This is a genomic window from Longicatena sp. (assembly GCF_982403165.1).
This window is the reverse complement of the sequence record NZ_CEVYEL010000038.1, coordinates 1-25,471: the sequence shown is the minus strand read 5'-3', so window position 1 is coordinate 25,471 and position 25,471 is coordinate 1. Positions and strand designations below refer to the sequence as shown.

Genomic DNA, 25,471 nt, shown 5'->3' with positions numbered 1-25,471 from the left:
ATATAGATATACATAAGCCGTATGAAAGATCATGCTAATCACTGAATAATTTACAATAATTAGAAATTAAAACAAAAAATACCAATATAATAGCTAAAAAATAATAAGCGCTTACAGAAAAATTAAATTAGCTATTGCATTATAAAAATTTTTATGGTAATTTATAAATGTAATGATGGTGATGTGATTATTAAGTTAAGCAAGACCTGTTTACAACATATATTTTGTTGTATCCGTCTTGCTTTTTTTGTACGCAAAAGGAGGTTATATCATGCAAATCTATAAAGTGATCAACAACAATATGGTGTCAATACGTACTTCTGAAAATCAAGAAATTATGTTAAAAGGTTTATCTATCGGTTATAAAAAAAGACCCGGTGATGAAGTAGATGAAACCAAAATAGAAAAACGATTTGTCTTAGAAGACATCTCTTTGATCAGAAGATTCAACCAAATGTTTACAGAGATTGATAAACAATTGATAGATGCCTGCATTGATGTAACTTCGATGATTAAAGAAAAGTCCAAAACAGAATTAAGTGATGCGTTATATGTAACATTATTGGACCATGTCAATAATTTAGTGGATCGCCTGCAACAAAATATATCATTTGATAATTCTATTTTATGGGATTTACCGAGAGTATATCCCGATGAATATAAAATAGCAGTCCATGCAGTGAAGTTGTTGAATGAAAAAATGCCATATAAAATAGATGAAGATGAAGCCAATTTTATTACATTGCATATCGTAAATGCAGAGAAATCAAATGATATGCATAAGACATATCAAATGACTGGTTATATTGAAGATATTTGTGACATAGTGGCAAGTGATTTCAACATAGCATTTGGTAATACAAATGATTATCATTATAACCGCTTTGTGATGCACCTACGATTTTTAATCGAAAACATACAATTGCATGTTGTATTGGATGTACAAAATGAAAATGGCATTTTAAATACGTTAACGGATAAATATCCACAAGTTTGGCAAGTTGTTCAAAAAATCAGCAATTATATTGATGCTTGTATGAATTATAAATTGAATGATGAAGAAAAATTATATTTAATGATTCATCTCGTACAGATATTTACGAAAAAATGAATGGTTAAATATAAAAATGAAGGAAAGGAGAGGATAAAAAGAAATTCTATATAGTTACGGCCGGCTTATAGAATATTTAAAAAATAAGATAAGAGAAAAGGATATAGATGAATGATTTTAGGAAAGGAGAAAATATTAGAAAATGTTCTAATTAAAATAAAATTTATATGGATAAAAATAAAACACTAGCACAAGATGTGCTTCAAAAGATAGGCGGTAAAGAAAACATTATTTCTGTATTTCATTGCGCTACCCGTCTAAGATTTGAATTGCAAGATCAAACAAAAGTAAATGAAGAAGAATTAAAAAAAGTAAATGGTGTTCTTGGTATTAAAAAAGCCGGAACCAGCTTTCAGGTCATCATTGGACCAAATGTGTCATTGGTTTATGATGAATTATGCAATATGGCAGAATTGGATAAAAAGGATGAAATTAAAGAAAATTTGGATGATGTGAAAGAAAAACGTAAATTTTCTTTTAAGTGGTTATTTGATGTCGTAATTACCTATATCATGAACTCTGTCGCTCCTATCATCCCTATATTGATTGGTGCATCTTTTTGGAAAACGGTAGTAACCTTACTAGGACCTGATATGTTCAATGTAATATCAAATAAATCTGATTTCTTTATTACCTGTAACTTCTTTTTTGAAGCATTATTCTATTTCTTCCCACTGTATATTGGTTATACAGCGGCAAAGCAGTTAAAGGTAAATCCTATGTGGGGTATCTTCTTAGGGGCAATGATTATTACACCGAGTTTTATGGCTCTTGTCGGTGTGAGAGAGTCTATTAGTTTCTTTGGTATCAATGTTCCTGTATCCAATTATTCACAACAGTTTTTACCGGTACTGATTGGTGTATGGATCTTTAAATATGTAAATAAGTTCCTTACAAAATATACACCGACCATGATAGCTTCATTAATCGTACCAATACTAAATGTCATGATCATGGCTATTGTGATGTTTGTATTCTGTGCACCGTTGGGTTCTTATTTGAGTCAGTTGTTGAGTGATTTCTTTATGTATTGTGCAAACGCAGCAGCACCAATTCGAATCATTGCTTTAACGATCTATACGGTATTAAATCCGTTTATGATTTTATTTGGTTTACATGTAACTACCTATGTTGCGGCTGTTACAGCTGCTGCTCCAATTGGTTTTGAAGCATTTGTTTTACCGGCTGGAGTAATTACTTCCTTTATTATTTATGGTATGGCATTGGGCGCAGCGTTTAAATTCAAAAAGAATAAAGATATTCCGATGGGATATTTTGTATCTGGCTTTGTAGCGGGTATTACCGAACCATCGCTCTATGGAGTTTGTTTAAAATCTAAAACATCCATCCTGGTATTGGTTATATGCAACGCTATCGGAGGATTACTGCTAGCTGTATTTAATATTAAATGTGCATTGATGGCATCTGTTAACATTTTATCCGTAGTACCGTATTTCAGTGTTGGATCAACATTTAATGTTGTGGCAGGAACCATTATTGCATTGGGTTGCTGTTTGATGGCGGCTTTAGGTGTAAACTTTTTTGCAAAATTTGATGAACAATAAATGAGGTGTAGAAAATGACAAAAGTAGAATTTATAAATCACAAGGATCAGCCTTTATATGCAACTATAAAAGATGTAAACAACAAAGACTTAGCAACTAAAAGACCGGAAGTATTCGATAACGATTATGATGGGCATTCTATCTTATCTTTGGCGGATATTATCGCTATGGTATTTCCAAATGGAGATGTTACTCAAAAACCAATGCTTTATATTCGCCATACGGATATGATTAAAAATCAATATCGCTTTGGCGATATCGTAGAATTAGGTGATACATACCTTGATGTACAAAAAGGGGTATATCATGAAGAAGAAATTGCGCAAGCAGGAACAAAAATAAGTGAATATCACGAATTTGAGGATGGCATGTATGGCTTTGAATCAAAAGAACCATTCTCACAGTTAAAGTTTAATGAAGATTATTTTACCGCAAAGGAAGGAAATGTATTTTCCATAAAAGGAGAAGGATGGCCTAAGACGATTTTTGAACATCAATCTATGTACAATCATGTCGCAACGATTATACGTCCTGCTACGGTTAGTGGAGTATATGAAGGTAAACCAATCTTTGGATTAGGTGAACATGATCGCCTATTTATTCCGACAGAAATCAATGGCTTTGATGGCATAACGAACAACTTCGGCTATGTTTATATGAATATGATGGGAATTCGTGAAGATGGACGCAGAGAACAGGCGCTGATAAGTCTTGAATTTTCAGGAAAGATTTTTGCTTACTATTATATTGATGGAGAAGAGCCGATTTTAACCGATCATGTCACAATGGAAGCAGAATGGGAGCATTTACCATATGTTAATGATGGTACATGTGTATTTAAAGATGCAATCTTTAGATTCTGTGGAAAAGAATTTCATTTCGAAGGGAAATGGGGATGCAAAGGATTTACACCAAAACCACGTGTGGAAAAGCATGGGCAGTCACAAATTTTTGGTACATGGTATGAAGGAAAAATACCATACCGTCATCGTGTATATTTAACCTTTGGTGAAAATATGGAGGCTTATGATGTTAAGCTAAAAGAATTAGGCTTTGATGTGAAGTAAAGGAGACTTATATGAAAAAGAGTGTATTTAGAGAAGATTTTTATTGGGGAGGGGCTACGGCATCAAACCAATGTGAAGGTGCGTGGAAACAGGATGGTAAAGGAGAATCCTGTGCCGATCATTTTACGGTCGGTAAAGTTGATTCCCCACGAAGATTTACAAAAGAAATAGAAGAAGGATCGATTTATCCATCTCATTTTGCAGTTAATCATTATAATCAATATGAAGAAGATATAAAACTCTTTGCAGAGATGGGATTTAAGATGTATCGTTTGTCTATCAATTGGACACGTATTTTTCCAAATGGAGATGATCAAAAGCCTAATCAAAAAGGTTTAGATCATTACCGCTCAGTTTTAGAACTATGTAGAAAGTATGGTATTGAACCGTTAGTTACAATGTCACATTATGAATTTCCTTATCATTTAACAAAGAAGTGGAATGGATGGGAAGATCGAAGAACGATTGATTGCTTTGTTACATATACCAAAACGATTATGGAGGAATATAAAGATTTGGTAACCTATTGGTTAACCTTTAATGAAATCAACACACCTTTGATGGGTGGCGGTGTTACCATGTCACTAGGTATGATGCCAAAAGAAGAAAAACTATTCTTTGGCAAAGGAGATAAAATCACACCTAATGATGCAAATCTTATTGTAAATGGCATGCATCATCAATTTATCGCTTCTGCAAAAACGGTAATTGAAGGGCGCAAGATAAACCCGAATTTTAAATTTGGTTGTATGATTGCCAGCAATGTCGTTTATCCATACACTTGCAAACCGGAAGATGTCATGAAGGCGTGGGAAGTACAACAAAGAACCAACTATTATTGTGGTGATGTCATGGTTAGAGGGGAATATGCACCTTTTACTAAGTCTTACTTAAAAGATTTACAGGCAACTATTCATACATTGCCTGAGGATGATGCTATCCTTAAAGAAGGTGTGGTAGATTATTATGCATTCTCTTATTATATGTCCGGTTGCGGTACTGCGGATAAAGAAATTTTAGAGAAAAACAAAAGTATTTTCTCAACTGCCAAAAATCCATATTTAAAGGCTTCCGAATGGGGCTGGCAAATTGATCCGGAAGGACTTCGCTATTACCTAAATGAAACATATAATCGTTATAAAGTGCCTTTGATGGTAGTGGAAAATGGTTTAGGCGCTAATGACAAGCTTGAAAACGATACCGTTCATGATAGCTATCGTATTGATTACTTAAGACAGCATATTCAGGCAATGGCAAAAGCGGTGGAAGATGGTGTAGATATTCTTGCCTATACAATGTGGGGATGCATTGATATTGTTTCTGCATCTACTGGAGAAATGAAAAAACGTTATGGTTTTATTTATGTCGATATGGATGATCGTGGTAAAGGTACTTTGAAAAGATATAAAAAGGATAGTTTTTATTGGTTCAAAAAAGTTATCCAAAGCAATGGAGAAGATTTAAGCGATTAAAAAATAACTTTAAATTTAAATGAATTCTTAATATAATTACTTATGTCAAGATATATAAGATATGAAAAGTGAGGAATCAATATGTTTTTCAGAAAGAAAAGGGAAGAAAAAGAGAGTAAAGAAATCGTTTCACCATTGAACGGTAAATTGTTTCCAATCGAAACGGTGCAAGATGATGTTTTTGCACAGCAGATGATGGGGCAAACAATCGCTTTAGAACCATTAAAAGGAAAAGATACACTGTTATCTCCAGCTGATGGTGTTTTAGAAGTGATGTATCCAACAGGACATGCATATGCCGTGAAGATGAAAAATGGTATGGGATTATTGATACATATCGGTATTGATACGGTTGAATTAAATGGTGAAGGATTCACAGTATTAGCGAAACAAGGGGAGAAAATAAAAATGGGTCAACCAATTGTTGATGTTGATTTCGACACTTTGAAGGCAAAAGGTTTTGATGTAAGTGTTATGCTGATTGTTACACAGAACCCAGGTGGTGAACCCATTGCGTTTAAACAAAACATGACTGTGAATGCTATGGAAAGTTTAGTACTGTAAATTATAAAATGATGAAGAGTGTGTAATCTTATCCATTAGGTGGTTACATACTCTTTTTCTATTTCATCATTGAAAAAACGCTATCTTTGCTATATCCTGCATAGGATTAAATTTGATTCGAGAAAAACAGATTCGTGTTGCCAATACACTTCTTCCTATATGATAGCGATAATATTTGGCTTCTTTTAAAGCATCACACTAAAAATTCCGGTCTAAAGATAGCTGCATCTTTACGATTGGCTATATGTGTACGATGCGCCTGATATACCTTTATACGGCATCGCTGCATATATTCAGGGAAACTTTCCCAGTTTTCTAAAGCTGCATTTTTTGATAGTTTTTCTTCTAGCATATGTGCCTGGATGATACAGCTATAATATAGCTGGGCATCAGGTTCTTTTTCTTTTGAAATGCTAATTAACAGATTAGTGACATCTTCATATCGACGCCAAAGTGCTTTGGTTGCCTGTAAACGAGTGTAAGGGAAGATAATACAAATAGCAATATAGGCAAGTATTGCACCGGCAAGTATATAACCTAATCGAATTATAAACATATCGAAGTTTGCCTCAAAACCAAAGGCGGACATAAATACAGCACCGCCAAGTGCACCGATTGTAGAACAGGTGAAGGTTGCGGCATAGTCATGAAAATAGAAAGAAGCGTAACCGGATAACATCATCGCAGCCATGCGGCTGATTGGTGAAGCAAACAAACTGTATATGAGAACGGAGGCAAGACCGCCTAGCAAGGTTGCCAAGATACGCTTCTTCATTTTGACAGGTACATCATCAGCATAAGGAAGAGAAACAGAAGCCAGTGTAAATAGAAGCCATTTCCCATGTGGTAATGAAAACCATAGTACAAACAGCGTTGCCAAAGATAATACAAGAGCAATACGCAAAGCATAAACAAAACGCACAGAACTAAAATTGCAGGCAGTGATTAGCCTGTTTTTTAAGGAAAGCGAGGATCTTTGCCAATGCTTTTGACTGCCTGGATCACTCATATGCAATAAGCGATCACGAATATATAATAGAATGTGATAAAACAGGTGATTCTTTTTGTCATCATCAAAATCACAAACATCCAGCTTTGGTAGTTCAGTGATACTTCCTTGAATATAGGAATCAAACAAAGAAAGCTGTTTATCAATCTGTTGTAAGAAAAGTCGCTCATGATCATGTAAAGGTGTATCTAGTTCCTGTATCAATACATTCAAATGCTCTAAGCCACGGCCTGCATCAATCAAAGAAAAACTTGCATCCGATACGCAAAGTACCTTTTTACGGCGATCATAAATAATCTTACTTAAAGCATGGAGCTTATGATGCATATGATTCAAGTTGTCATTGGGCATATCATCTGATAAAGTGAGCTGTATTTGTTCCTTGATATGATGGATCATATCGCAAAGAATATCTTGCGCATTGTTTTTTATTTTTTTCCTTCCCATGATCCATTGATAGGCGATGATGGAAAACGCGCCGGCGACCATGGCTAAGATTCTGCGTGGTAATAATGTTGGAGGAACCGGCGATATAAAAATTAAAAATAAATAGGATAAAATATAAGGGAAATATAGTTGATTGGCATATTCATAGGTAAATGCGTATAGGATAATAAATAGCGTGATGAGATTGATGAGTAAGGATATTATCGGTGGTAATATGTTTACAAGACAGGCAGCGATACTCATCCAAATGAGCACAAACGTCTGAATAAAGAAATGGCGCAATATGGTGCCGGTAAGATCTCTTACCATAGAAGCCGACATCAAAATCGTAAAGATAACTGCCACAATATTGTTTTCTGCACCAAACAACATAGGAAATATATTCACATAGGCAATGATAAACAGGAAGCTGAGAGTACTGAATCGAATCTTCTTTTTCCAGTCATCGCTTAGTTGAAAATGTAATTTTTTCATGTTTCTTCCTTTCCAGCATATTCACAAAGCTACTTGTTTCTTATGCTTAACTAAGATATAATGAAATTATATTGAATAGTAATAAAAGTATTACTATATGTAAGAATATCACGATGATAAATGTTTGTCAATGAAGTAAAAATCATGAAATGAGGTAAGCATATGGAAGATAATAAGCAGTTAGATGCCTGTGTTGATGAAATCTATACACTGATGCCTAAATGGCATACCAAAATAGAGCGACCATTTAAGGATATGTTACAAAAGATGAGTTTGGAAACGTATGTTTGTTTGCTTACCTTACAGGAAAAGCAGATGATGACGATGAGTGAGCTCGCTAGAGAATTGCATATGCCCAAACAAAATGTCACGAAATTGATCGTAAAATTAGCACAGTATGATTATGTGAAACGGATATTTAATGAGCATGATAAACGTTCGGTATATATATCTTTAAGTGATAAAGCGTTAGAGCATTTAAAAACATTTCGCAAGCAGAATACATATATCAATGAGATGTTGGAAAAACAGTTAGAAAAAGAAGATATCATGCGTCTACAAACTGCTTTACATACGATAGATGAGATATTTGCGAAGATGGAGAATAAGTAGGATGGTGAGCAAGTACCATGCATATAGCATACAGCGCTAAACAGCAATTAAATATAGGATTTTGAGCATTATATCGGTAGTATAAAACGCATATAAAAAGCAAATATCCTATGAATAGTTGTAAAAAAAGTTGTGAGAATGGCCAGTTATTGTAACATATACATGGTCATTTTTTATTTTGACTTAGCTTGCTTTTTGTTGATATGGTATTAATAATACCAGTATGTTACTATAAGACATATAGATTAATTAGCAATTATAAGAGGAGATAAGCAAGGGTAAGCATAGTGTATTGAGTAATATGTATGACATTTCTCACTTTGTGTCGTGTTTATTACGCTACGTATATGATACTCTTTTTGCAGAAAGGAGAAAAAGGTTTTTATGAACCAACAAAAAATAGGAGAATTTCTAAAGGAACTCCGAAAGCAAAAAGGACTTACACAAGAACAATTCGCAGAAATAGTAAATGTGTCAAACAGAACAGTATCTCGTTGGGAAAATGGTAATAATTTACCAGATTTGGATATTCTGATTGAAATATCTGATTATTATGAAATTGACCTTCGAGAACTGCTTAATGGAGAAAAGAAAGGTGAGAAAATGTATAAGGAAGTAGAAGAAACAGTATTAAAAGCAGTAGCGTATACAAATAATAAAACGGAGCGTTATACAAGGGGTATTCGCTGGTTGTTGTTAGCAGGAGTAGTGTTTTGGTTTACAGCTCAATTAATACAACATACAGAACTTGCCCAGATTACAATTATTAGCAATTTTTCTGAGTTTGCCAAGGGTGCAGCATGTGGTCTATTAATTTGTGTGATTATTGTAACTAGCAGATACGGGAAAAGACTTCGCGACTTTAAAAAACGTTTATTGAAAAGACAGTGAAAGTTTCGCATTTGATAAGCTAACTTTTAGCAAATGTCATATCCTATTGTATAGGTACAAACATGTAAAATATCCATTTTGGTGTTATAAAACATAGAAAAAAATTAGAATATGATGATTTTGGAAAAACTAATGACATGAAAGAGGGATTTGGTTATAATGGAGAAGAACCGGATGTACTTAGCTCAGTATATTTAAGAGCAAACTTTTACATTCAGAACTTGATTAAATCAAACAAATTGATAGAGTTTGAGGTATAAAAGAGAGAGAGTTAGAATAAATACTTATATACTAGTAATAATTCATATTGATTAATTAATAAAACAGGACAATCAATGGAAGTCTTTAGTATAACTTTCCGGATACAAGTCTTTGAAGTTAGTGCTGCTGTGGTTTACTGCACGATCATGGTCTCTAACGTCACGAGAAGCCGGAAGCATGTGCTGTTGTCGTTGATGTAGCAGCAGGTAGTATTTATTTACGAATATAGAGATTCTTTGTAAGAATTATATAATAATGAAAAAAATGAAATGGTAGCGAATACTTGGTTCACAATGTAATTGTAATAATTTTTGACGGAACCACTTCACAAGTAGGAATATAAATTGTGTATGAGAAAGGAGACAATATGAATGTCTTTTTAGTAGAACATGATCATGCAGGGGATAAAAAAAATATAGGGCTATTTAGTAATTTTTCAAAAGTTCAATATGCAATAGATAAATTGAGTAATGTTGAAGGATTTGAGGATTATACAGAAGGCTTTAATACTATAAAATTAAAGGTCGATTATTATTATGATTTCAATGAAATAATAAAGCGTGAATCATTTGGGAGTGATAAATCTTTTGAAGAAGATAGACTTATTAATAAATGCAAAGACTTAATATTACTGCAACATTGTTATGATTTGGATAAAGATGAAAATACAATGATTTTAGGAGTATTTACAACTGAGAGTGAGGTAGCCAAAGCAATAGAGCATTATCAGAATACTTACCTATATTTTTCACTAACAAAAGATTGCTTTTATCCTCAAAAAATATCATTAGATAAAATTAATTGGTGTGAAGGATTTTATACTGAATACAATAGTTTAACAAATCGACATTTATTACCTAAATGGTTTGTATCCTATGATATTGATGAAGATAAAATTTTTGAATTATGTAAAAGCAAATATAAAGTAGATTATGTTAATACCAATCTTGGTAGTGAATTTTATTTTATAAATAAATTCATAAAAGAGAGAGGTGATTGATATGAAAGTTTATTTACTAAGGTATAATGTATTTTCTGTAGATGACTATTTTACTTTACTTATCGGTGCCTTTGATTCCAAAGACAGATTAAATGAAGTGATAGAAAATTATGATAAGAATAACTGGTTTGATCGTGAGGATGCAATACAAGAAGAATATGAGTTAGAAGATGAAAATTCAATTGAAGGGGTCTATATTATTTATTTTAAACCTAAAAAAGAATCGATTATAAGAGTAATTGAGGTTTTAGGAGATGAAAATGAAATTTCAAATAAACTATCTTGTCTTAAAAAAGATATTTCACTTAATTTAGTTGATGCAGAAATTTTTACGGGGTATTATCCAATCAATATATCTTTTTGGGATGGCGGCTTTTACCTTCTATAGAGATTCACAAGTCAAATGGATAAGTATCAAATATAGGTATAAATAATGGAGGGAACTATGACATTCAATAAAATTTTAGATACTGAATTAGATTACATGAGCTTCAATATGGATAAGAATATAATGATTGAATTCACTGATGGCCATTATTATACCTATTTGAAATTGCATGATTTTATGGATATTGAAGTATTTGATGAAAAATTCTTTGATGCAAATAAGTATGGTTTAAAACCAAATCCCAATATTTATGGTATCTATGAAATGAAAACTGAAATACCAAAAATAACATTATTAATTGTTAGCATTAATGATATTCTTATAGTTAAGACTAATAACTATGAAATTATTCATAAAGATGAAAGAAAAGAATTTGATATTAATAGCCGTTATATTAAATCTATAAAAACAAATATATCAAATTTTGAAATTAGTAAGATTAGATTATGCAATAGTGTGAAACTAGATGTAGCATTTGAAGTTTGTTTGAATATACAAAATCAGAAATTTTCGTATATGTCAAAAAATTATGTTGAAGCATTCAAAATCGTTAAACATTCAGGAAAAATTGAAAATAATAGTTTTTTAAATAATCTTGATAAGGTATTTCCAGTAAAAGATTCTATAAATAAAGGATATCATCATATGGAATTACATGATCATCGTATATCTTTGGAACTATTGTTTACTGGAGTGAATTTTGATGTGCAATTGTTTGAAGAGGATTGTTGAACTCATATTCATTAACTTAAATATAACCGTTATAATAAAGCGCATTACTTATAGTAGCGGTACTAGAAATTTGTAGTAGTTAAAAAAACATAAAGGGCAAGCCAAGTCGTGGGTAAGTCCTAGGAGGTGAAAATAAGATGATGATGGAAAAAGTGGAAACACAAAAAGATATTGATCGCTTAATGCAAGAATTGAACTATTTTCATGATTATGTTGTATTGCATATTGAATATACAAGTGGAACAGCAATTTTATCTGATGGTATGTATCCTCTTGCTAGTGAAAGAAATATAATAGTAAAGTTAGGCACTTACGTAAATGGAATTGGAAAATTGATAGAGTTGCATTTTAAAAAAGTAAGTAGAATGGATTTAATTCCTATAGATGAAAGATATGATAGTTTAATCGTAAGAGCTAGTCTAAATTTAAACGATGGTAATATCGTTTTTTCAGATAGTGATAATACTGAAAATAGTCAGACCTTAATGATTATATCTAAAGAACTTGAAATACATTTTTGTTCATAAATTAGATCTTGAAAGTAGCACACAAGTTAAACAGTATGGGAAAGCTTATGTGCTTTTTATAAATTATATAGTACATATGGTTTATAGTCTTCAAGTATTACATACTTATCAATACTCGTGGTACCGAATTATACGGAAGGGTTTGCAAAATGCTCTAAATAAATGATGAATAAGGAGTGATATGATGGTTCAAAGAGGTGTTTCATATTATGAAATATGGAAAATTGTTGAAAAGTATTTTCCTCTTTATGTTGAAAATAATGTTATGGAAGGATATGATGATAGAACGATTTTATCTAGAACAAATCCATATGAATTTATGAATCTAAATCATTTTCTTAGACCTATCATATATGATTTAGAGAGAAAAGGAACATACCGTTATGAAGATCTTGAGTTAAAAATGATATCAATGATGCAGGAACTTAAAAACTTTAGAAATTGGAGAACAGAATCCATTATCAAATATTTTCATAATAGTTTGCTAACAAGAACTAGGGTAGAAATAGAGTTTATCCAAAAATATGTAAAGAATATGCATATAATGTATTCTGAAAATGTTTTCCAAATGAATGATTACCAAATATATAGGTATATAGATACTCCACCAATTGATTATTGTGATCTTAATATGTTTTTTCTTGATTATTTTCCTGAATTATTATCTGAGTATCATCAATTAGTGTTAAAATATCATGGTGATGATACAGATTCGTGTTATGTTTATTCAAAACTTATGCTCTATCTTTTATCAAAAAATATAAATGATAGACTGGTACAGTCAAAGATTTTAAAATTTTTTCATAAGGTGATTGAATTGCCAGATATGGATGAGGGTATTTCACCTAGAGGAGTTATAATGGGAAATGGAACTGGCGTTATTTCTCAGCTTGAAATGCATAATTTTAACTTTGACATTAGGATGCTATAGAAAGCTTTGTTCAATATTTAACCTGGATCAGATTATCTTAAATCATTGAGATTATAAAGTAGTAGTGGTAAGAATGGGAAGTGGTCTTTATGGAACATTTGAAGCAAAGCATAAACAACCAATTACTTGAAGATGATTGGAGATTGCAAGGACAAGAATCATATCTGAACGGTAAAACATTGTATTGGCGTAATTATTCAGAAAAAAGTCAATTAAATGATCATGACCATTGTGATTTTTGTACCGATGAGATAAGTGATTTACCGGATACGTGGCATGCAGGTTATAGTCTGCTTGATGAACCGCATGCGACGATATGTCAAAAATGTTATGAAGATTTCAAAAAAATTTTTCATTGGAAAGCAATGTCAAGAGATCATTTTATTCATGTAATTAAGCCTAAAATTATACAAAGGATGAAAGTAAACGATCTATTTAATCATTACTTAGAATGTGGTATGCAGCCTTTGATAACAATGAAATGGAATGGTGATTTACTTATTGAATTTGGAGTCGGGGAGAAAGCAATCGTTCTTGATACAGGGCTGAATATAAAGAAGTTTGGTGATGTTATCGATGAAGAAAATTAATTTATAGAAACTATCACTATTTAATATAGGGTGTGGTTTTGGAGTATCTGAAACGTGGATAACACAGGTACATGAAAGGCGGATATATATGAAAAAGCGTATTCTAATTTCGATTTGTGCATTTATTTTATGTTTTACTGGAGGTTGCGCTAATGATAACTCTGAGGGAAATAAAAATGAATTGGGAAATTATATTACTTTTCAAAAAGTTAGCACAGCTAAAAATATTGAAATAATGAAAGATGTTACCATAAATATTACAGCAACTGAACATGGGGGACATCTCAGAATAGAAAATGGTAAAAATCTTTTCCCTAGTAACGATGGCGAATTATTAGGTGTAATTGCGAAAGTGAACAATCAAAGTAATTCCAGTATTAATATAAAAAATTTTTTGAATTGTAAAGAGGGCTCTGTTTTTATGGTGGATGAGAACTATTATCCAGTATCAAATTATCATGTTGAAGGAAATGCTAAAGATGGTATTATACAACCAAATGAAGAAAAGACAGTATATATTTATACAGAGGTTCCTTTTAATACTGTTACTGATCAAAGCCTGCTTGAAGTGTATTTAACATATGGAAAAGAAACAAAACCATTCTGTGCGATTAATGAAGAGGATTTGAATGGAAATACTACCCAAAATGGTTTTCACTTTCAATTGCAATGGTCTACTTTAGCAGATGATATGTGGTAGTTTTACATAATCGTGAGTATAATAAAAATTTGTTTACATATTTGTTTTATGGATGACTATGGACATATTGATAATAAAACACCATCCTTTACATATCACAGCATAAAAATAGGAAGGTACACGATGTAAGTTCAGACGTTTATCTTACTTATGTAACTATCAAAAAGGTTAATAAGAGGATGGATGAATTCATATCTTTATAAACAAAACAATGAAGTGATGATATGTCAGAAAGGGGCTTAGCAAAATGAAGAATATAGATAAATACAGAGGCTGCCTTGTCGGTGGTGCATCCGGAGATGCGTTAGGCTATGCTGTCGAGTTCTATCAGGAAGATTTTATATTTAAAAAATACGGTGAAAACGGTATTACAGAATATGATCTTATAAATGGTATTGCTCATATTTCTGATGACACACAAATGACACTTTTTACCGCTAATGGTTTATTACTTGGGACAACAAGAGGTATGACTCGTGGAATCATGCAAGCTTATCCGAGTTATATTGCTTCCTGTTATAAGGATTGGCTTAAAACACAGTTGGAATTAAAAGAACATTTATCCTATTCGTGGCTTGTTAATGTGCCGGAATTATTTAATCGCCGTGCTCCTGGAAACACTTGTATATCAGCGATTGAAAATGGAGCAAATGGAACAATAGATGAACCAATAAATCAGAGTAAGGGTAGTGGAGGAATTATGCGTGTTGCTCCTATTGGGCTATATTTTGATGGAAAGAAGTATACAAGTGATGAGATTGCTATGATTGGGGCAGAAACAGCAGCTTTAACGCATGGACACGAACTTGGCTATATTCCTGCAGCTGCTTTGGTGCACATCCTTCACTTGATTTCTCATAATGAGGACATTTCTCTGCTGGAAGCAGTGATAGATACAAAGAAGGCTCTGTTGCGTTTATTTGCCGACAAGACACATCTGAAAGATCTAATTTTGTTGATAGATAGAGCAGTTGCATTGGCAAATAAGAATTTAGATGATTTAGAAGCTATAAGAGAACTTGGACAGGGTTGGGTAGCTGAGGAAACACTTGCAATTGCGATTTATTGTTCGCTAAAATATTCTGATGATTTTGATAAAGCGATAATTGCATCGGTCAACCACAGCGGTGACAGTGACTCAACCGGTTCAGTAACTGGTAATATCATGGGTGCTTATCTTGGTTACAAAAGCATTCCTCAGAAGTATATAAGAAATCTTGAACTTGTAAATGTGATAATGGAAATTGCAGATGATCTTTATAATGATTGTAAGATAACAGAATATGGTTCTTATCACGATGAAATATGGGAACAGAAGTATATTAAAAAAACTTATGTGCCGAGTAAAACAAGCTCTGAGGAATAACAAATTCCGTCTTGCTGGACGAAAAACAAGCGTGAGATAAAAACAAATTTTGTCTTGTTGGACGAGAAACAAGCATGAGATGAAAACAAATTTCGTTGTATTAACAAAACTTTCAGCAATGGAAAGATAAGGTCAAGAAACGGCAAATTAAAACGTCTATATTATTATTGGAACGTGATGAACTTCTATTTATAAACTGTAAGAATATCAAAATGGAGTATAAGCTGAAGCTTAGAAGGTATATGAAGCAATGTAAAGCTTTATGTTGATAACGAAAAAGTAAATGGATACAGGCAAAAAAAACCGTTAGTAGAAAAACGGCTTTTGGTTTAAAATTAATCTCAAAAATTAAGTAATAAGCAAGTTGCTTTACAATACTATCGTTTTCATCACAAAATTTGTAAATGCTAGGATGCATATGAATTTCATAACAGTTTAGAAAAGTGAAGGAACATCTCGCCTATTAATAAAGGAAAAAACATAAAAGCATAAAAGACGATGATCAATCAATAGCTTTACAGCTAAAGAAAAATTATCATTTAGAAACAATTTTATGATTGGAAAACCATAATCTATATAATATTCTCAAGTGCCGTTTTTAAGGTTTCGACAGCTTCATCAAAACTTCTCACAAAATAGCCATGCTTCAAAATTGCCCCAAGAACATAATGATTCATGCCGTAAGTAGGGATATCATAGCGATTCGCTGACTGCAAACGTATATCACTGTTAATCCCAATGATGATTTTTGTATGTGATTTTATGGCAATTCCTAATTCTACCATAACACCAGCATCTTCATTTGTTAGATCTGCAATAAAGATATCACAGTCTTCGACAGCTTTTGTGTCACCATCATAAATTTCTTCAGGTGTTGGAAGCGACTGCTTATTCTCATTAAATGGTTGGTCAATCGGATTAAAGATATCCAACTGTGGAAATGTTGCTCTTAAGATTTCCCCTTCTTTTTTACGCTGTGCGACTTCTGCCTCATTAAACAAGGAACCGGCAACATAAACTTTTAACATATATATATTCTCCTTTACATCTATTAGGATTATACAGGCAGGTAAGAGAATTTTCAACTATTGGGTTTAGATAACAACGGAAGAATTTATACAAAGGGGTTTTATTAAACGATTTTCCATAACAAGTTCACAGAGCGGCAATTTTTTTATAATTTCTCCTCAATGTTCTTCCATATTTATTTATAATCTCCCGCATTCCTTTCTGTACGCTTTTAAATTACAAAAAATTCAGAAATTCTACTATGTTCAAGCGAAAGATAACTTGCTATAATAATGAAGAATTTAGAAAAGGGATGAATGAATTGAGAAGAAGTTATGAAATTGATATGTGTCATGGCCCACTCTTCTCACGACTGATTGTTTTCGCAATACCACTAATTTTATCAGGTATTTTACAACTGCTCTTTAATGCAGCCGATATTATCGTCGTGGGAAGATTTACCGGAAGCCATGCTTTAGCAGCGGTTGGTTCTACCAGTTCGCTGATTAACCTGTTAGTCAACCTGTTTATTGGTGTTTCCGTTGGAGCGAATGTTTTACTAGGCCGCTATTATGGCGCGCAAGATTATAAGAATGCATCAGAAACGGTCCATACAGCAATGGTAACGGCTATTGTGGGTGGTGTGATTATGATCATAGCAGGAGTTTTATTAGCACGACCTCTGCTGGAAATGATGGGAACGCCACAAGATGTCTTATCGCTTTCTGTGCTATACATGCGTATTTACTTTATCGGTATGCCGGCGTTTATGGTATATAATTTCGGAGCTGCTTTATTACGAGCTTTAGGGGATACCAAACGTCCGCTTTATTTCTTAACAGTTGCTGGTGTTGTTAATGTTATTTTTAATTTGTTTTTTGTCATTGTTTTACATATGGGAGTTGCCGGTGTTGCGCTTGCGACAATTATTGCACAGGCAATATCTGCTGGTTTAATATTACTAAGCTTAGAAAAATCAGAAGGTGTTTTGCATTTACGGCTAAAGGAATTATCTTTCCATAAAGATAAGCTGTTTGGTATGTTACGGGTAGGACTTCCTGCCGGCTTACAGGGGGTTATCTTTAATATCTCCAATGTGCTGATACAATCTTCCATTAACTCATTTGGCTCTGTGGTTATGGCAGGAAACACTGCTGCCAGCAATATCGAAGGCTTTGTGTATACTTCCATGAATGCCGTATATCAGACATCACTTAGCTTTACCAGTCAGAATTATGGGGCTAAGCAATACCACCGTATTGATAAGATTCTGTTGCAATGTTTAGGCATTGTTACCTTTGTCGGTTTGTTTATGGGAATAGGAGCATTTTTACTGGGACATCCATTATTAAGTATCTATTCTTCCAGTGAAGAAGTCATACAATATGGAATAGCACGATTGAGCGTGGTAAGTGCCAGTTATTTCTTATGTGGTATTATGGATGTTTTTGTGGGAAGTTTACGAGGAATAGGATATTCAATCATGCCGATGTTGGTATCGTTAGCTGGGGCTTGTCTATTCCGAATCATTTGGATCTTTACCATCTTTCAGGTAGAGCATACGCAGTTTTCTTTATATGTGTCCTATCCTATTTCTTGGATGCTTACCATCAGTGCACATTTTATTTGCTACCTGCTAGTGCGTAAAAAAGCTTTTGCGAAATAAGGATGAAATAGATTCTATAGAAGTAAGAAGGAAGAATACGACAGCTGTTGTTGATGCAGGTGGCACGTATTCTTTTTTCGTATTCATAGGGAAGGTTGTCTTACTTACACAATTTCTCTTCGCTGTAGCCGAAGAATACTACACATAGTGCAGTTCCGATAATGTTTAAAGCTTTTCTCATAATGGTTTTCCTCCTAATGTATCTTACACCTAAAGTTTATCTCATTATTTCGTAACTGTCGTTGGATTCAGCTTACGAATGACTTACACTTTTGTTAGATTCCCTTTTCTTTTCATTGCGTATTCCTGTATAATGAGAAAAGAAAGAAAAAGGTGAAATTATGCAATTTAAAGAATTCGCATTACATACAGATATCTTAAAAGCATTAGAAAAACTACATTATGAACAAGTATTACCGATACAGGAACAGGTGATACCGGAAATCTTAAAAGGAAGAGATGTCATTGTCCGTTCACGAACAGGTAGTGGAAAGACAGCTTCCTTTGCCATTCCTATCGTGCAAGAGCTGATATGGGAGGAAAGGGAACCGCAGGCAATTATCCTGACGCCAACAAGAGAATTGGCGCTGCAGATCAAAGAGGACTTTGATAATATTGGTGCTTATCGTCGTATCAAAACGGTTGCCATCTTTGGGAAACAACCTTATAAGTTTCAAATACAGGATTTGAAACAGCGTGCACATGTAGTGGTGGGAACACCGGGTAGAATATTGGATCATTTAGAAAGAGAAACTTTGAAAACTGGTCATATACGCTATGTCATAATTGATGAAGCGGATGAAATGTTGAATATGGGTTTTATAGAAAGTGTTCAAAGCATATTTAACTATTTCCCAGGGAATAAAATAACTTGTCTATTTTCCGCAACGATGCCGCAACCGATACAAGAATTGGCGGAAGGGTTTATGAAAGAGCCAAAGCTGATCACGTTAGCGGAAGAAACCACAGTAAACGCGGCAATCACACACTATGCATATGAAGTGAAAGAGAAACAGAAGTTGTCATTTCTTAAACAACTGTTATGCAAGGAACAACCAGCATCTTGTATCATTTTTGCTCGAACGCAAGAGGGTGTTAAGACCATTTGTGATGAACTCTATGCATTGGATATGTGTGTGGATAAGCTTCATGGCGGTATGTTGCAGGAGGATCGTATAGAAAATATTCGTGATTTTAAAAGAGGAAAGATTCGCATTCTTGTCGCAACGGATGTAGCGGCCAGAGGTATTGATGTACAGGATATTTCCCATATTATCAATTATGATATGCCGAATCAAAAAGAGACCTATTTACATCGTATTGGCAGAACGGGCCGACAGCGTGCAAGTGGAAAAGCAATCACTTTGATCAATGAATATGATGGAGAGCGCAAAGCAGAACTTGAAGATTATTTGGGATACCCTTTAGAAATACGCGAACGAGGTGAAATCAGTAATCAAGATGTTACGAAAGAAACTATCGAGCCTTTGACAAAACCATTTGCCTTACGAGAAGATAAGGGAAAAGAAGTGCATAAAGATACTATGAAGTTGTATTTGAATGGTGGTAAGACAAAAAAGATTCGTGCAGGAGACATCGTTGGGGCAATTTGTGAGATTCAGGGGGTAAGTGCTGAGGATATTGGAGTGATTCAGATTCAAGATAATCAATCTTATGTGGATATTTTAAATGGTAAAGGTAAGCAGGTGTTAAAAACTTTACAGCAAAGTACGATTAAAGGTAAGAAATTGAAAGTACAAAAAGCAAAGGAACAAGGAGAGTAACTATATATTTTTAAAATTATAACGGTAACCAAAGTTTGTCGTTTGTTTACCATAAACGATAAAGACTCTGATGAGTTAACAAATCAGAGTTTTTTTCATATATACACATAGAAGCTAAGAAATATGCATATACTGCTATAGAGGTGTATGCATTTTGCGAAAAGAAACATTGGAACGAGAATTTGCCTATCATGAAACAAATGGTAAAAAACCATATTTCGAAGGTTGGTATTATAAAATTCAGACATCTGAAGTCAGCGTAGGTGTCATTGTCGGCATTCATTATGAGAAGGGAATACGAAATGGCTTTATTCAAGTTTTAGATACGTATCGCAATATCTCCGATTATCTAGTATTTCCTGATGAAGACATCCATATTGAAGAGCATAAAATAAAGTTTAAAGAAAATGAATTTACTCGCCATTATCTTCACTTTCATGATGAAGAGAAACAACTGCACATGGATGTTCAATTCCACCAACAGCATCATCTGCATGACAATATCTACATGCCAACCATCATGGGACCATTTTCTTATATGGAGATGGAATGCACGCATGCGATCATCAGTCTACATCATCGCTGTGACGGAAAGCTTATAATTCAGGGAAAAGCGTTCGATGCTAAGGGCATTGGCTATATAGAAAAGGATAGGGGAACATCCTTTCCGAAACGTTATCTTTGGTATCAATCAAATGCCTGTAGGAAAAAGGAAAGTTGTTTTTTTCTATCCATTGCGGATATTCCTATAAAACAGCTAGAATTCCAAGGAATCATTTGTGTCTTGATGTTGCAAGGAAAACAGAAGCGTTTTGCGACCTACTTGGGTGCCAGAGTTACCCATATGGAAATGATGCGTAAAAAAGAAGGTGTTCATGTCTTTCTTCATATGAAACAAGGTTCTTATGAATTGGATATTCATTTGTTGTATCGTGATGTTTGTTCCTTGAAAGCGCCTGTAAGCGGAGTCATGTGTAAGACGGTAAAAGAGAGCTTAAATAGTATTGCGAAAGTGATTGTTTATCATCATCATAAAATTATTGAAAAACAGATATTTCAAAAAGGTGGATGTGAGATTAGCGGATATTATGGCTAAAACATCTGCTTTTTTTGTGGATGATTTACGATTTATTCAGTATGAGTTGACATTCCTTGCAAAGTGACGTATCCTTTTCGCAAGGAGAAATTTTTATGACAAGTTGTATACAAACAAACCACTTATATTTTGCTTATGATGAAAAGGATACCCTACAGGATATCAATATTACAATGGAAGAAAAAAACGGATGTATTTTATTAGCAGGAACAAACGGTAGTGGAAAAAGTACATTATTAAATGTTCTCTGTGGCTTTTTGATTCCATATCGTGGAACGTTGGAAAGAACTATGCCGATTGCTTATTTGCCTTTCGAAAGCCCACTTTTCCCACAACTTACCGTAAAGGAAAATTTGCGTTATTTTTACCGCTGTTATAACGGTGAGGATATTTCATTCAAGATGGATGCGGTAATGGAAGTGTTAAATGCCCTGCATATTGATTATTTAGAACAGCGTTTAATGAAATGCAGCTCAGGGCAAAAACAAAAAGTAGCGATTGCGATTATCTTATTAAGCAAAGCACCGATCATTTTTATGGATGAACCCTTTGTTGCTATAGATGCGCAAAGTAGTGCGGCAGCTATCGACTTAATCAAGCAACAAAGTAAAGAACGCCTTTTTGTTATAACATCACATACCTTAGAGGCGACACGCTCTCTTATTACACGTTTAATTCACTTAGTGGATGGACAAATACAAGTAGATACCAAAGATCAAAAAGAAATTACAGCGTATTATCAGCGCACGTTGGAGAATTACTTATGATGATGTTGGAATTAGTAAGGTTATTACGTACATCAAAATGGAAATATCTAATCTTCATCATCATTGTAAGCATTGCTTATAAACAGCTTATTTATACCGAAACCGGCACATCCATGGGAATCGCACAGCTGATACCGATTATGCCTTCTTTATTGCCACAAACCGCCATGCGTTTGTCTATTGCCATATTGCCGTCATTTCTCTGTATTTATTTGCTATATGATATTGCTTATCAAGAAGAAACGATTAGTACATGGGAAAGTATATTGCCTTGCAGAAAGATTGCTAGAAAACGTATCTTGCAGAAAGAGCTGATACTGCTTTTCCTGCAATGCGTATGTTTGTTTCCTTCTCTCATAATTTTTTATCTTTTAACCGGCACCCTATCTAAGACATTTTTCTTGATTCTGTTTAGTATTGCCTTCCTTTATTTTTTAGGCTTTCATATCAGCTGTTATGTTACCAGTAATGGCTTTTTGTGTATCGCAGGTGGTGTGGCAATCATAAATGTATGGAAAACTTGTATGCCTTTGTTTCTTCTTATTTGCATTTTCAATCTTGGTGAATGGTCAGCTCTTCTCGTACAATATGCTTTCGGTATAATTGGTACCTGTGTGATTGTTTATGGCATCTTGTTATTGATGGGAGAGCGGTTATTGTTAAGGAAACTACAAAGAGAAATGGTATTGAAAAAGTTGCTGAATGGTTATCATGTAACACAAGGTGAACTCTTAGCAAATCGATATCTATCCTTGTTGGATATAGGAATGCAATTTATCTTTCATAGAAGAAACACGCATACAGTACATTACTGGAGAGCTTGTGCGGCATGGGAAGTTACTTTGAAACAGCATGTATTTATTATATTTTTTATGCTATTTAGTGTTGTTTATGGCATTGTACAGAAAACTTATCTTATGTTTCTTGGTACGGTTTGTGGCATGCTGTTGTTGCTTTATTTCTACTATAAAGAAAAGCAACGTATTACCAAGATATATATTTTACCCACAACAAAAATTACATATGAAAAATAGGATATCATTTAGTATCCTATTTTTCATTGTTATAAAGTTGTTAAAAAGATAGTTCCTGTTTAAAAAATAATAATATACGCACTCAGATGCATAGCTAAAGTTAAAATACATAGCTCTTGTGTTGCTTTTGTTTCCATGAATTTATGATGGCGTAGCAACTAGATTAATAAAATAGTGATCATTGCGAAGAGAACGCCATATATTTCTCTGGCATTATCATTTTTGCTAATATTGTTGTTTGTATAGAGTGCAAAGAGGAACAAAACAATATTCATAGCGCAGGTTAGATATAAGAAATTGTTTGTATTTAGTGATTTCAGCATATGTATATTATAGGAAATCGTATTAGAATAGAGCGTATTGCTTTCATCAATAAAGAAAGCATTCGTTACGATAACCTGATTTCCTTTCTGTTTCAGTATTTATAAATGTAAAAAGCTAGTGCTTTTATAAAGAAAGAAGGGCATTTCTGTAGGGAAATGCCTTTCTCTTTAACGAAATTTTTCCATGAATGCATCTATACGCTCAATGGCTTCTTTAATATGCTCAATGCTATAAGCATAGGATACACGAATAAAACCTTCTCCGGCATCACCAAAAGCGGTACCAGGGACACAAGCAACTTTTTGCTCATTCAATAGCTGCTCACAAAATTCATCACTCGTTAAACCGGTCGAGCGGATATCCGGGAAGATATAAAATGCTCCCTGAGGTAAATGCGTAGGCAGACCAATGCGATTAAACCCTTTTGTAATGAAATTACGGCGTGACATATAGGCCTCTTTCATTTCTTGGACATGGATATCGCCATTGCGCATCGCATCAATTGCACCATATTGTGCACCGGTAGGGGCAGACATGATGATATACTGATGGATCTTATTCATCGCCTCTGTGAAGGTTTGATTAGCTAAAACATATCCTAAACGCCAACCGGTCATCGCATATGCCTTAGAAAAACCACTGATAATGATAACCTGATCTTTGATTTCAGCAAAATTTGCTAAAGAATAGAAATTATCCTCATAAGATAATTCAGCATAGATTTCATCGCTGATGACGATTAGTTCATGTTTTTTAATAATTGGCACTAATTTCGCATAATCTTCCTTCGTCATGACACCACCGGTAGGATTACTTGGGAAATTCAGCAAGATTGCTTTCGTCTTTGGCGTAATGGCAGCCTCTAACTTTTCCGGTGTTAGTTTAAACTGTTCTTCGTGTTCCAATTTTACATGCACCGGTATGGCTCCGGTTAACTGTACACTTGGGGTATAGGCAACATAACTTGGCTCCATCAAAATGACTTCATCGCCAGGATTCACTATCGCTCGCATGGCAATGTCGATACCTTCACTTCCGCCAACGGTGATGATGACGTTATGAACGGGATCATAATCTAAATGAAAACGGCGTTTTTGATAAGCACAGATTTCTTCTCTTAATTCCAGCAGTCCCTGATTCGCTGTATAATGCGTTTTTCCACTTTCAATAGAATATATAGCAGCTTCACGAATATGCCATGGGGTATCAAAATCAGGTTCTCCAACACCCAGAGAGATGACACCTTCCATTTCACTCGCTAAATCAAAAAATTTACGGATACCGCTAGGTTTAATTTCCTGTACTTTTTTACTTAAGAAATTTTCGTATTGCATTATGGTGTTACAACCAATCTTTCTTCAGGTTTTTCTTCATCACCAAAGACAACGCCGTTAACTTTGTATTCTTTTAATACGAAAAATGTCGATGTGGATGTGACATGGTCAGTCGTCGCTAATTTTGAGCCGACAAAATTAGAAACTTCCTGCATGGTCTTGCCATAAATTATGACGATAAACTCGCTCTTTCCGCTCATCAGATACATTGTATCGACTTCCGGATAACGATAAATATTTCTGGCGATACGATCATAGCCATAATCGCGTTCCGGTGATACTTCTACCTCGATCATTGCCATGACTTTATCACGGTTTGTTTTATCCCAATTGATAATGGTATGATACCCACATATAATTTTCTTTTTCTCAAGTTCATTCATGGTATGAATGACACTGTCTTCATCTTCCAGTAAAATGTCAGCTAAATCTCTTGTGGAGTAACGGGCATTTGTTTCCAGAAGGGAAAGTAATAATTCTTGTTTCATTTCATCACCCTTTTTCTGTATAATACTTATATTTTAAACCGATAATGGTATTTAGTAAATAAAGAATATCATGAAACTGAATGTAAATGGGGAATGTTAAGAAGATTTAAGATATCCTCTTATGGTTTATTCTAGTATATGAAAAAAATTCAAAAGAATGAAATGTTTTCTTAAAAAGAAACGGAGCTGCTGACACTTCTATTATGCCGCCAGCAGCCCCGCAAATCAACGATGGCTTCGGAAAACCTTACGCCCTGGCTTCC

The 25,471-nt window shown here is 33.9% G+C and carries 24 protein-coding genes; 20 read left to right on the top strand and 4 right to left on the bottom strand.

All coding sequences use genetic code 11. The features are described 5' to 3' along the window. Positions 1-271 precede the first annotated feature (271 nt). The 5 genes from AC1VS3_RS09100 to AC1VS3_RS09080 all read left to right on the top strand — a co-directional run bounded on the left by AC1VS3_RS09100 (position 272) and on the right by AC1VS3_RS09080 (position 5,779). Positions 272-1,111: a PRD domain-containing protein gene (locus AC1VS3_RS09100; protein ID WP_008691026.1), complete on the top strand. Its 840-nt coding sequence runs from the start codon at positions 272-274 to the stop codon at positions 1,109-1,111. A gap of 167 nt (positions 1,112-1,278) precedes the next feature. Continuing rightward, positions 1,279-2,676, top strand: coding sequence for a PTS transporter subunit EIIC (locus AC1VS3_RS09095; RefSeq protein WP_481275608.1), 1,398 nt, complete (start codon positions 1,279-1,281; stop codon positions 2,674-2,676). Between the two features lie 14 nt (positions 2,677-2,690). Further along, positions 2,691-3,743: a hypothetical protein gene (locus tag AC1VS3_RS09090; RefSeq protein ID WP_008691028.1), complete on the top strand. Its 1,053-nt coding sequence runs from the start codon at positions 2,691-2,693 to the stop codon at positions 3,741-3,743. 11 nt (positions 3,744-3,754) lie between these two features. Further along, positions 3,755-5,215 carry a glycoside hydrolase family 1 protein gene (locus tag AC1VS3_RS09085; RefSeq protein ID WP_008691029.1) on the top strand — a complete coding sequence of 487 codons (1,461 nt, stop codon included), beginning with the start codon at positions 3,755-3,757 and terminating at the stop codon, positions 5,213-5,215. An 81-nt stretch (positions 5,216-5,296) separates the two neighbouring features. After that, positions 5,297-5,779 carry a PTS sugar transporter subunit IIA gene (locus tag AC1VS3_RS09080; protein WP_008691030.1) on the top strand — a complete coding sequence of 161 codons (483 nt, stop codon included), beginning with the start codon at positions 5,297-5,299 and terminating at the stop codon, positions 5,777-5,779. A gap of 193 nt (positions 5,780-5,972) precedes the next feature. Here the strand turns inward: AC1VS3_RS09080 and AC1VS3_RS09075 are convergent, their stop codons facing one another. Continuing rightward, on the bottom strand, positions 5,973-7,709 hold the full coding sequence (locus AC1VS3_RS09075) for an FUSC family protein (RefSeq protein WP_008691031.1): 1,737 nt from the start codon (positions 7,707-7,709) through the stop codon (positions 5,973-5,975). Positions 7,710-7,871: 162 nt separating this feature from the next. Here AC1VS3_RS09075 and AC1VS3_RS09070 point away from each other — a divergent pair, with 162 nt between their 5' ends. The 10 genes from AC1VS3_RS09070 (at position 7,872) to AC1VS3_RS09025 (ending at position 15,707) form a co-directional block, all read left to right on the top strand. Further along, positions 7,872-8,321, top strand: coding sequence for a MarR family winged helix-turn-helix transcriptional regulator (locus AC1VS3_RS09070; protein WP_008691032.1), 450 nt, complete (start codon positions 7,872-7,874; stop codon positions 8,319-8,321). Between the two features lie 384 nt (positions 8,322-8,705). Beyond that, on the top strand, positions 8,706-9,212 hold the full coding sequence (locus AC1VS3_RS09065) for a helix-turn-helix domain-containing protein (RefSeq protein ID WP_008691033.1): 507 nt from the start codon (positions 8,706-8,708) through the stop codon (positions 9,210-9,212). Positions 9,213-9,840: 628 nt separating this feature from the next. Then, on the top strand, positions 9,841-10,473 hold the full coding sequence (locus AC1VS3_RS09060; RefSeq protein ID WP_008691036.1) for a hypothetical protein: 633 nt from the start codon (positions 9,841-9,843) through the stop codon (positions 10,471-10,473). A gap of 1 nt (position 10,474) precedes the next feature. After that, complete coding sequence (locus AC1VS3_RS09055; protein ID WP_008691037.1) at positions 10,475-10,861, top strand: hypothetical protein; 387 nt, start codon at positions 10,475-10,477, stop codon at positions 10,859-10,861. A 57-nt stretch (positions 10,862-10,918) separates the two neighbouring features. After that, positions 10,919-11,593: a hypothetical protein gene (locus AC1VS3_RS09050; protein WP_008691039.1), complete on the top strand. Its 675-nt coding sequence runs from the start codon at positions 10,919-10,921 to the stop codon at positions 11,591-11,593. Between the two features lie 137 nt (positions 11,594-11,730). Further along, the gene (locus AC1VS3_RS09045) at positions 11,731-12,120 is read left to right on the top strand and encodes a hypothetical protein (RefSeq protein ID WP_008691040.1); all 390 of its coding nucleotides are present in this window, start codon (positions 11,731-11,733) and stop codon (positions 12,118-12,120) included. 184 nt (positions 12,121-12,304) lie between these two features. Continuing rightward, complete coding sequence (locus AC1VS3_RS09040; protein ID WP_008691041.1) at positions 12,305-13,051, top strand: hypothetical protein; 747 nt, start codon at positions 12,305-12,307, stop codon at positions 13,049-13,051. A gap of 89 nt (positions 13,052-13,140) precedes the next feature. Continuing rightward, positions 13,141-13,641, top strand: coding sequence for a hypothetical protein (locus tag AC1VS3_RS09035; protein ID WP_008691042.1), 501 nt, complete (start codon positions 13,141-13,143; stop codon positions 13,639-13,641). An 88-nt stretch (positions 13,642-13,729) separates the two neighbouring features. Further along, the gene (locus AC1VS3_RS09030) at positions 13,730-14,341 is read left to right on the top strand and encodes a hypothetical protein (protein ID WP_008691043.1); all 612 of its coding nucleotides are present in this window, start codon (positions 13,730-13,732) and stop codon (positions 14,339-14,341) included. Between the two features lie 247 nt (positions 14,342-14,588). Continuing rightward, positions 14,589-15,707, top strand: coding sequence for an ADP-ribosylglycohydrolase family protein (locus tag AC1VS3_RS09025; RefSeq protein WP_008691044.1), 1,119 nt, complete (start codon positions 14,589-14,591; stop codon positions 15,705-15,707). A gap of 572 nt (positions 15,708-16,279) precedes the next feature. Here AC1VS3_RS09025 and AC1VS3_RS09020 read toward each other — a convergent pair. Then, the gene (locus AC1VS3_RS09020) at positions 16,280-16,735 is read right to left on the bottom strand and encodes a nucleoside 2-deoxyribosyltransferase (RefSeq protein ID WP_008691045.1); all 456 of its coding nucleotides are present in this window, start codon (positions 16,733-16,735) and stop codon (positions 16,280-16,282) included. Positions 16,736-16,977: 242 nt separating this feature from the next. Here AC1VS3_RS09020 and AC1VS3_RS09015 point away from each other — a divergent pair, with 242 nt between their 5' ends. The 5 genes from AC1VS3_RS09015 to AC1VS3_RS08995 all read left to right on the top strand — a co-directional run bounded on the left by AC1VS3_RS09015 (position 16,978) and on the right by AC1VS3_RS08995 (position 23,062). Continuing rightward, positions 16,978-18,381 carry an MATE family efflux transporter gene (locus AC1VS3_RS09015; protein WP_008691046.1) on the top strand — a complete coding sequence of 468 codons (1,404 nt, stop codon included), beginning with the start codon at positions 16,978-16,980 and terminating at the stop codon, positions 18,379-18,381. A gap of 341 nt (positions 18,382-18,722) precedes the next feature. Next, complete coding sequence (locus tag AC1VS3_RS09010) at positions 18,723-20,165, top strand: DEAD/DEAH box helicase (protein WP_008691047.1); 1,443 nt, start codon at positions 18,723-18,725, stop codon at positions 20,163-20,165. 154 nt (positions 20,166-20,319) lie between these two features. Beyond that, positions 20,320-21,261 carry a hypothetical protein gene (locus AC1VS3_RS09005; protein WP_008691049.1) on the top strand — a complete coding sequence of 314 codons (942 nt, stop codon included), beginning with the start codon at positions 20,320-20,322 and terminating at the stop codon, positions 21,259-21,261. A 95-nt stretch (positions 21,262-21,356) separates the two neighbouring features. Further along, the gene (locus AC1VS3_RS09000; RefSeq protein WP_119983536.1) at positions 21,357-22,028 is read left to right on the top strand and encodes an ATP-binding cassette domain-containing protein; all 672 of its coding nucleotides are present in this window, start codon (positions 21,357-21,359) and stop codon (positions 22,026-22,028) included. Then, complete coding sequence (locus tag AC1VS3_RS08995; protein ID WP_008691053.1) at positions 22,025-23,062, top strand: hypothetical protein; 1,038 nt, start codon at positions 22,025-22,027, stop codon at positions 23,060-23,062. Before AC1VS3_RS09000 ends, AC1VS3_RS08995 begins: the two co-directional genes overlap by 4 nt. A 491-nt stretch (positions 23,063-23,553) precedes the next feature. On the opposite strand, the gene AC1VS3_RS08990 is transcribed toward AC1VS3_RS08995, so the two are convergent. Together AC1VS3_RS08990 and AC1VS3_RS08985 are read right to left on the bottom strand one after the other, a co-directional pair. Then, positions 23,554-24,720 carry an aminotransferase class I/II-fold pyridoxal phosphate-dependent enzyme gene (locus AC1VS3_RS08990; protein WP_008691055.1) on the bottom strand — a complete coding sequence of 389 codons (1,167 nt, stop codon included), beginning with the start codon at positions 24,718-24,720 and terminating at the stop codon, positions 23,554-23,556. Beyond that, the gene (locus AC1VS3_RS08985) at positions 24,720-25,208 is read right to left on the bottom strand and encodes an Lrp/AsnC family transcriptional regulator (protein ID WP_008691056.1); all 489 of its coding nucleotides are present in this window, start codon (positions 25,206-25,208) and stop codon (positions 24,720-24,722) included. Before AC1VS3_RS08985 ends, AC1VS3_RS08990 begins: the two co-directional genes overlap by 1 nt. Positions 25,209-25,471 lie beyond the last annotated feature (263 nt).

Coding starts and splice junctions, on each gene's coding strand:
- AC1VS3_RS09095 (WP_481275608.1), top strand. CDS start 1,279: ATGGATAAAAATAAAACACTAGCACAAGATGTGCTTCAAAAGATAGGC.
- AC1VS3_RS09015 (WP_008691046.1), top strand. CDS start 16,978: ATGTTCAAGCGAAAGATAACTTGCTATAATAATGAAGAATTTAGAAAA.
- AC1VS3_RS09100 (WP_008691026.1), top strand. CDS start 272: ATGCAAATCTATAAAGTGATCAACAACAATATGGTGTCAATACGTACT.
- AC1VS3_RS09050 (WP_008691039.1), top strand. CDS start 10,919: ATGACATTCAATAAAATTTTAGATACTGAATTAGATTACATGAGCTTC.
- AC1VS3_RS09085 (WP_008691029.1), top strand. CDS start 3,755: ATGAAAAAGAGTGTATTTAGAGAAGATTTTTATTGGGGAGGGGCTACG.
- AC1VS3_RS09010 (WP_008691047.1), top strand. CDS start 18,723: ATGCAATTTAAAGAATTCGCATTACATACAGATATCTTAAAAGCATTA.
- AC1VS3_RS09030 (WP_008691043.1), top strand. CDS start 13,730: ATGAAAAAGCGTATTCTAATTTCGATTTGTGCATTTATTTTATGTTTT.
- AC1VS3_RS09000 (WP_119983536.1), top strand. CDS start 21,357: ATGACAAGTTGTATACAAACAAACCACTTATATTTTGCTTATGATGAA.
- AC1VS3_RS09035 (WP_008691042.1), top strand. CDS start 13,141: ATGGAACATTTGAAGCAAAGCATAAACAACCAATTACTTGAAGATGAT.
- AC1VS3_RS08995 (WP_008691053.1), top strand. CDS start 22,025: ATGATGATGTTGGAATTAGTAAGGTTATTACGTACATCAAAATGGAAA.
- AC1VS3_RS08985 (WP_008691056.1), bottom strand. CDS start 25,208: ATGAAACAAGAATTATTACTTTCCCTTCTGGAAACAAATGCCCGTTAC.
- AC1VS3_RS09020 (WP_008691045.1), bottom strand. CDS start 16,735: ATGTTAAAAGTTTATGTTGCCGGTTCCTTGTTTAATGAGGCAGAAGTC.
- AC1VS3_RS09045 (WP_008691040.1), top strand. CDS start 11,731: ATGATGATGGAAAAAGTGGAAACACAAAAAGATATTGATCGCTTAATG.
- AC1VS3_RS09065 (WP_008691033.1), top strand. CDS start 8,706: ATGAACCAACAAAAAATAGGAGAATTTCTAAAGGAACTCCGAAAGCAA.
- AC1VS3_RS09025 (WP_008691044.1), top strand. CDS start 14,589: ATGAAGAATATAGATAAATACAGAGGCTGCCTTGTCGGTGGTGCATCC.
- AC1VS3_RS09040 (WP_008691041.1), top strand. CDS start 12,305: ATGGTTCAAAGAGGTGTTTCATATTATGAAATATGGAAAATTGTTGAA.
- AC1VS3_RS09060 (WP_008691036.1), top strand. CDS start 9,841: ATGAATGTCTTTTTAGTAGAACATGATCATGCAGGGGATAAAAAAAAT.
- AC1VS3_RS09080 (WP_008691030.1), top strand. CDS start 5,297: ATGTTTTTCAGAAAGAAAAGGGAAGAAAAAGAGAGTAAAGAAATCGTT.
- AC1VS3_RS08990 (WP_008691055.1), bottom strand. CDS start 24,720: ATGCAATACGAAAATTTCTTAAGTAAAAAAGTACAGGAAATTAAACCT.
- AC1VS3_RS09075 (WP_008691031.1), bottom strand. CDS start 7,709: ATGAAAAAATTACATTTTCAACTAAGCGATGACTGGAAAAAGAAGATT.
- AC1VS3_RS09090 (WP_008691028.1), top strand. CDS start 2,691: ATGACAAAAGTAGAATTTATAAATCACAAGGATCAGCCTTTATATGCA.
- AC1VS3_RS09070 (WP_008691032.1), top strand. CDS start 7,872: ATGGAAGATAATAAGCAGTTAGATGCCTGTGTTGATGAAATCTATACA.
- AC1VS3_RS09055 (WP_008691037.1), top strand. CDS start 10,475: ATGAAAGTTTATTTACTAAGGTATAATGTATTTTCTGTAGATGACTAT.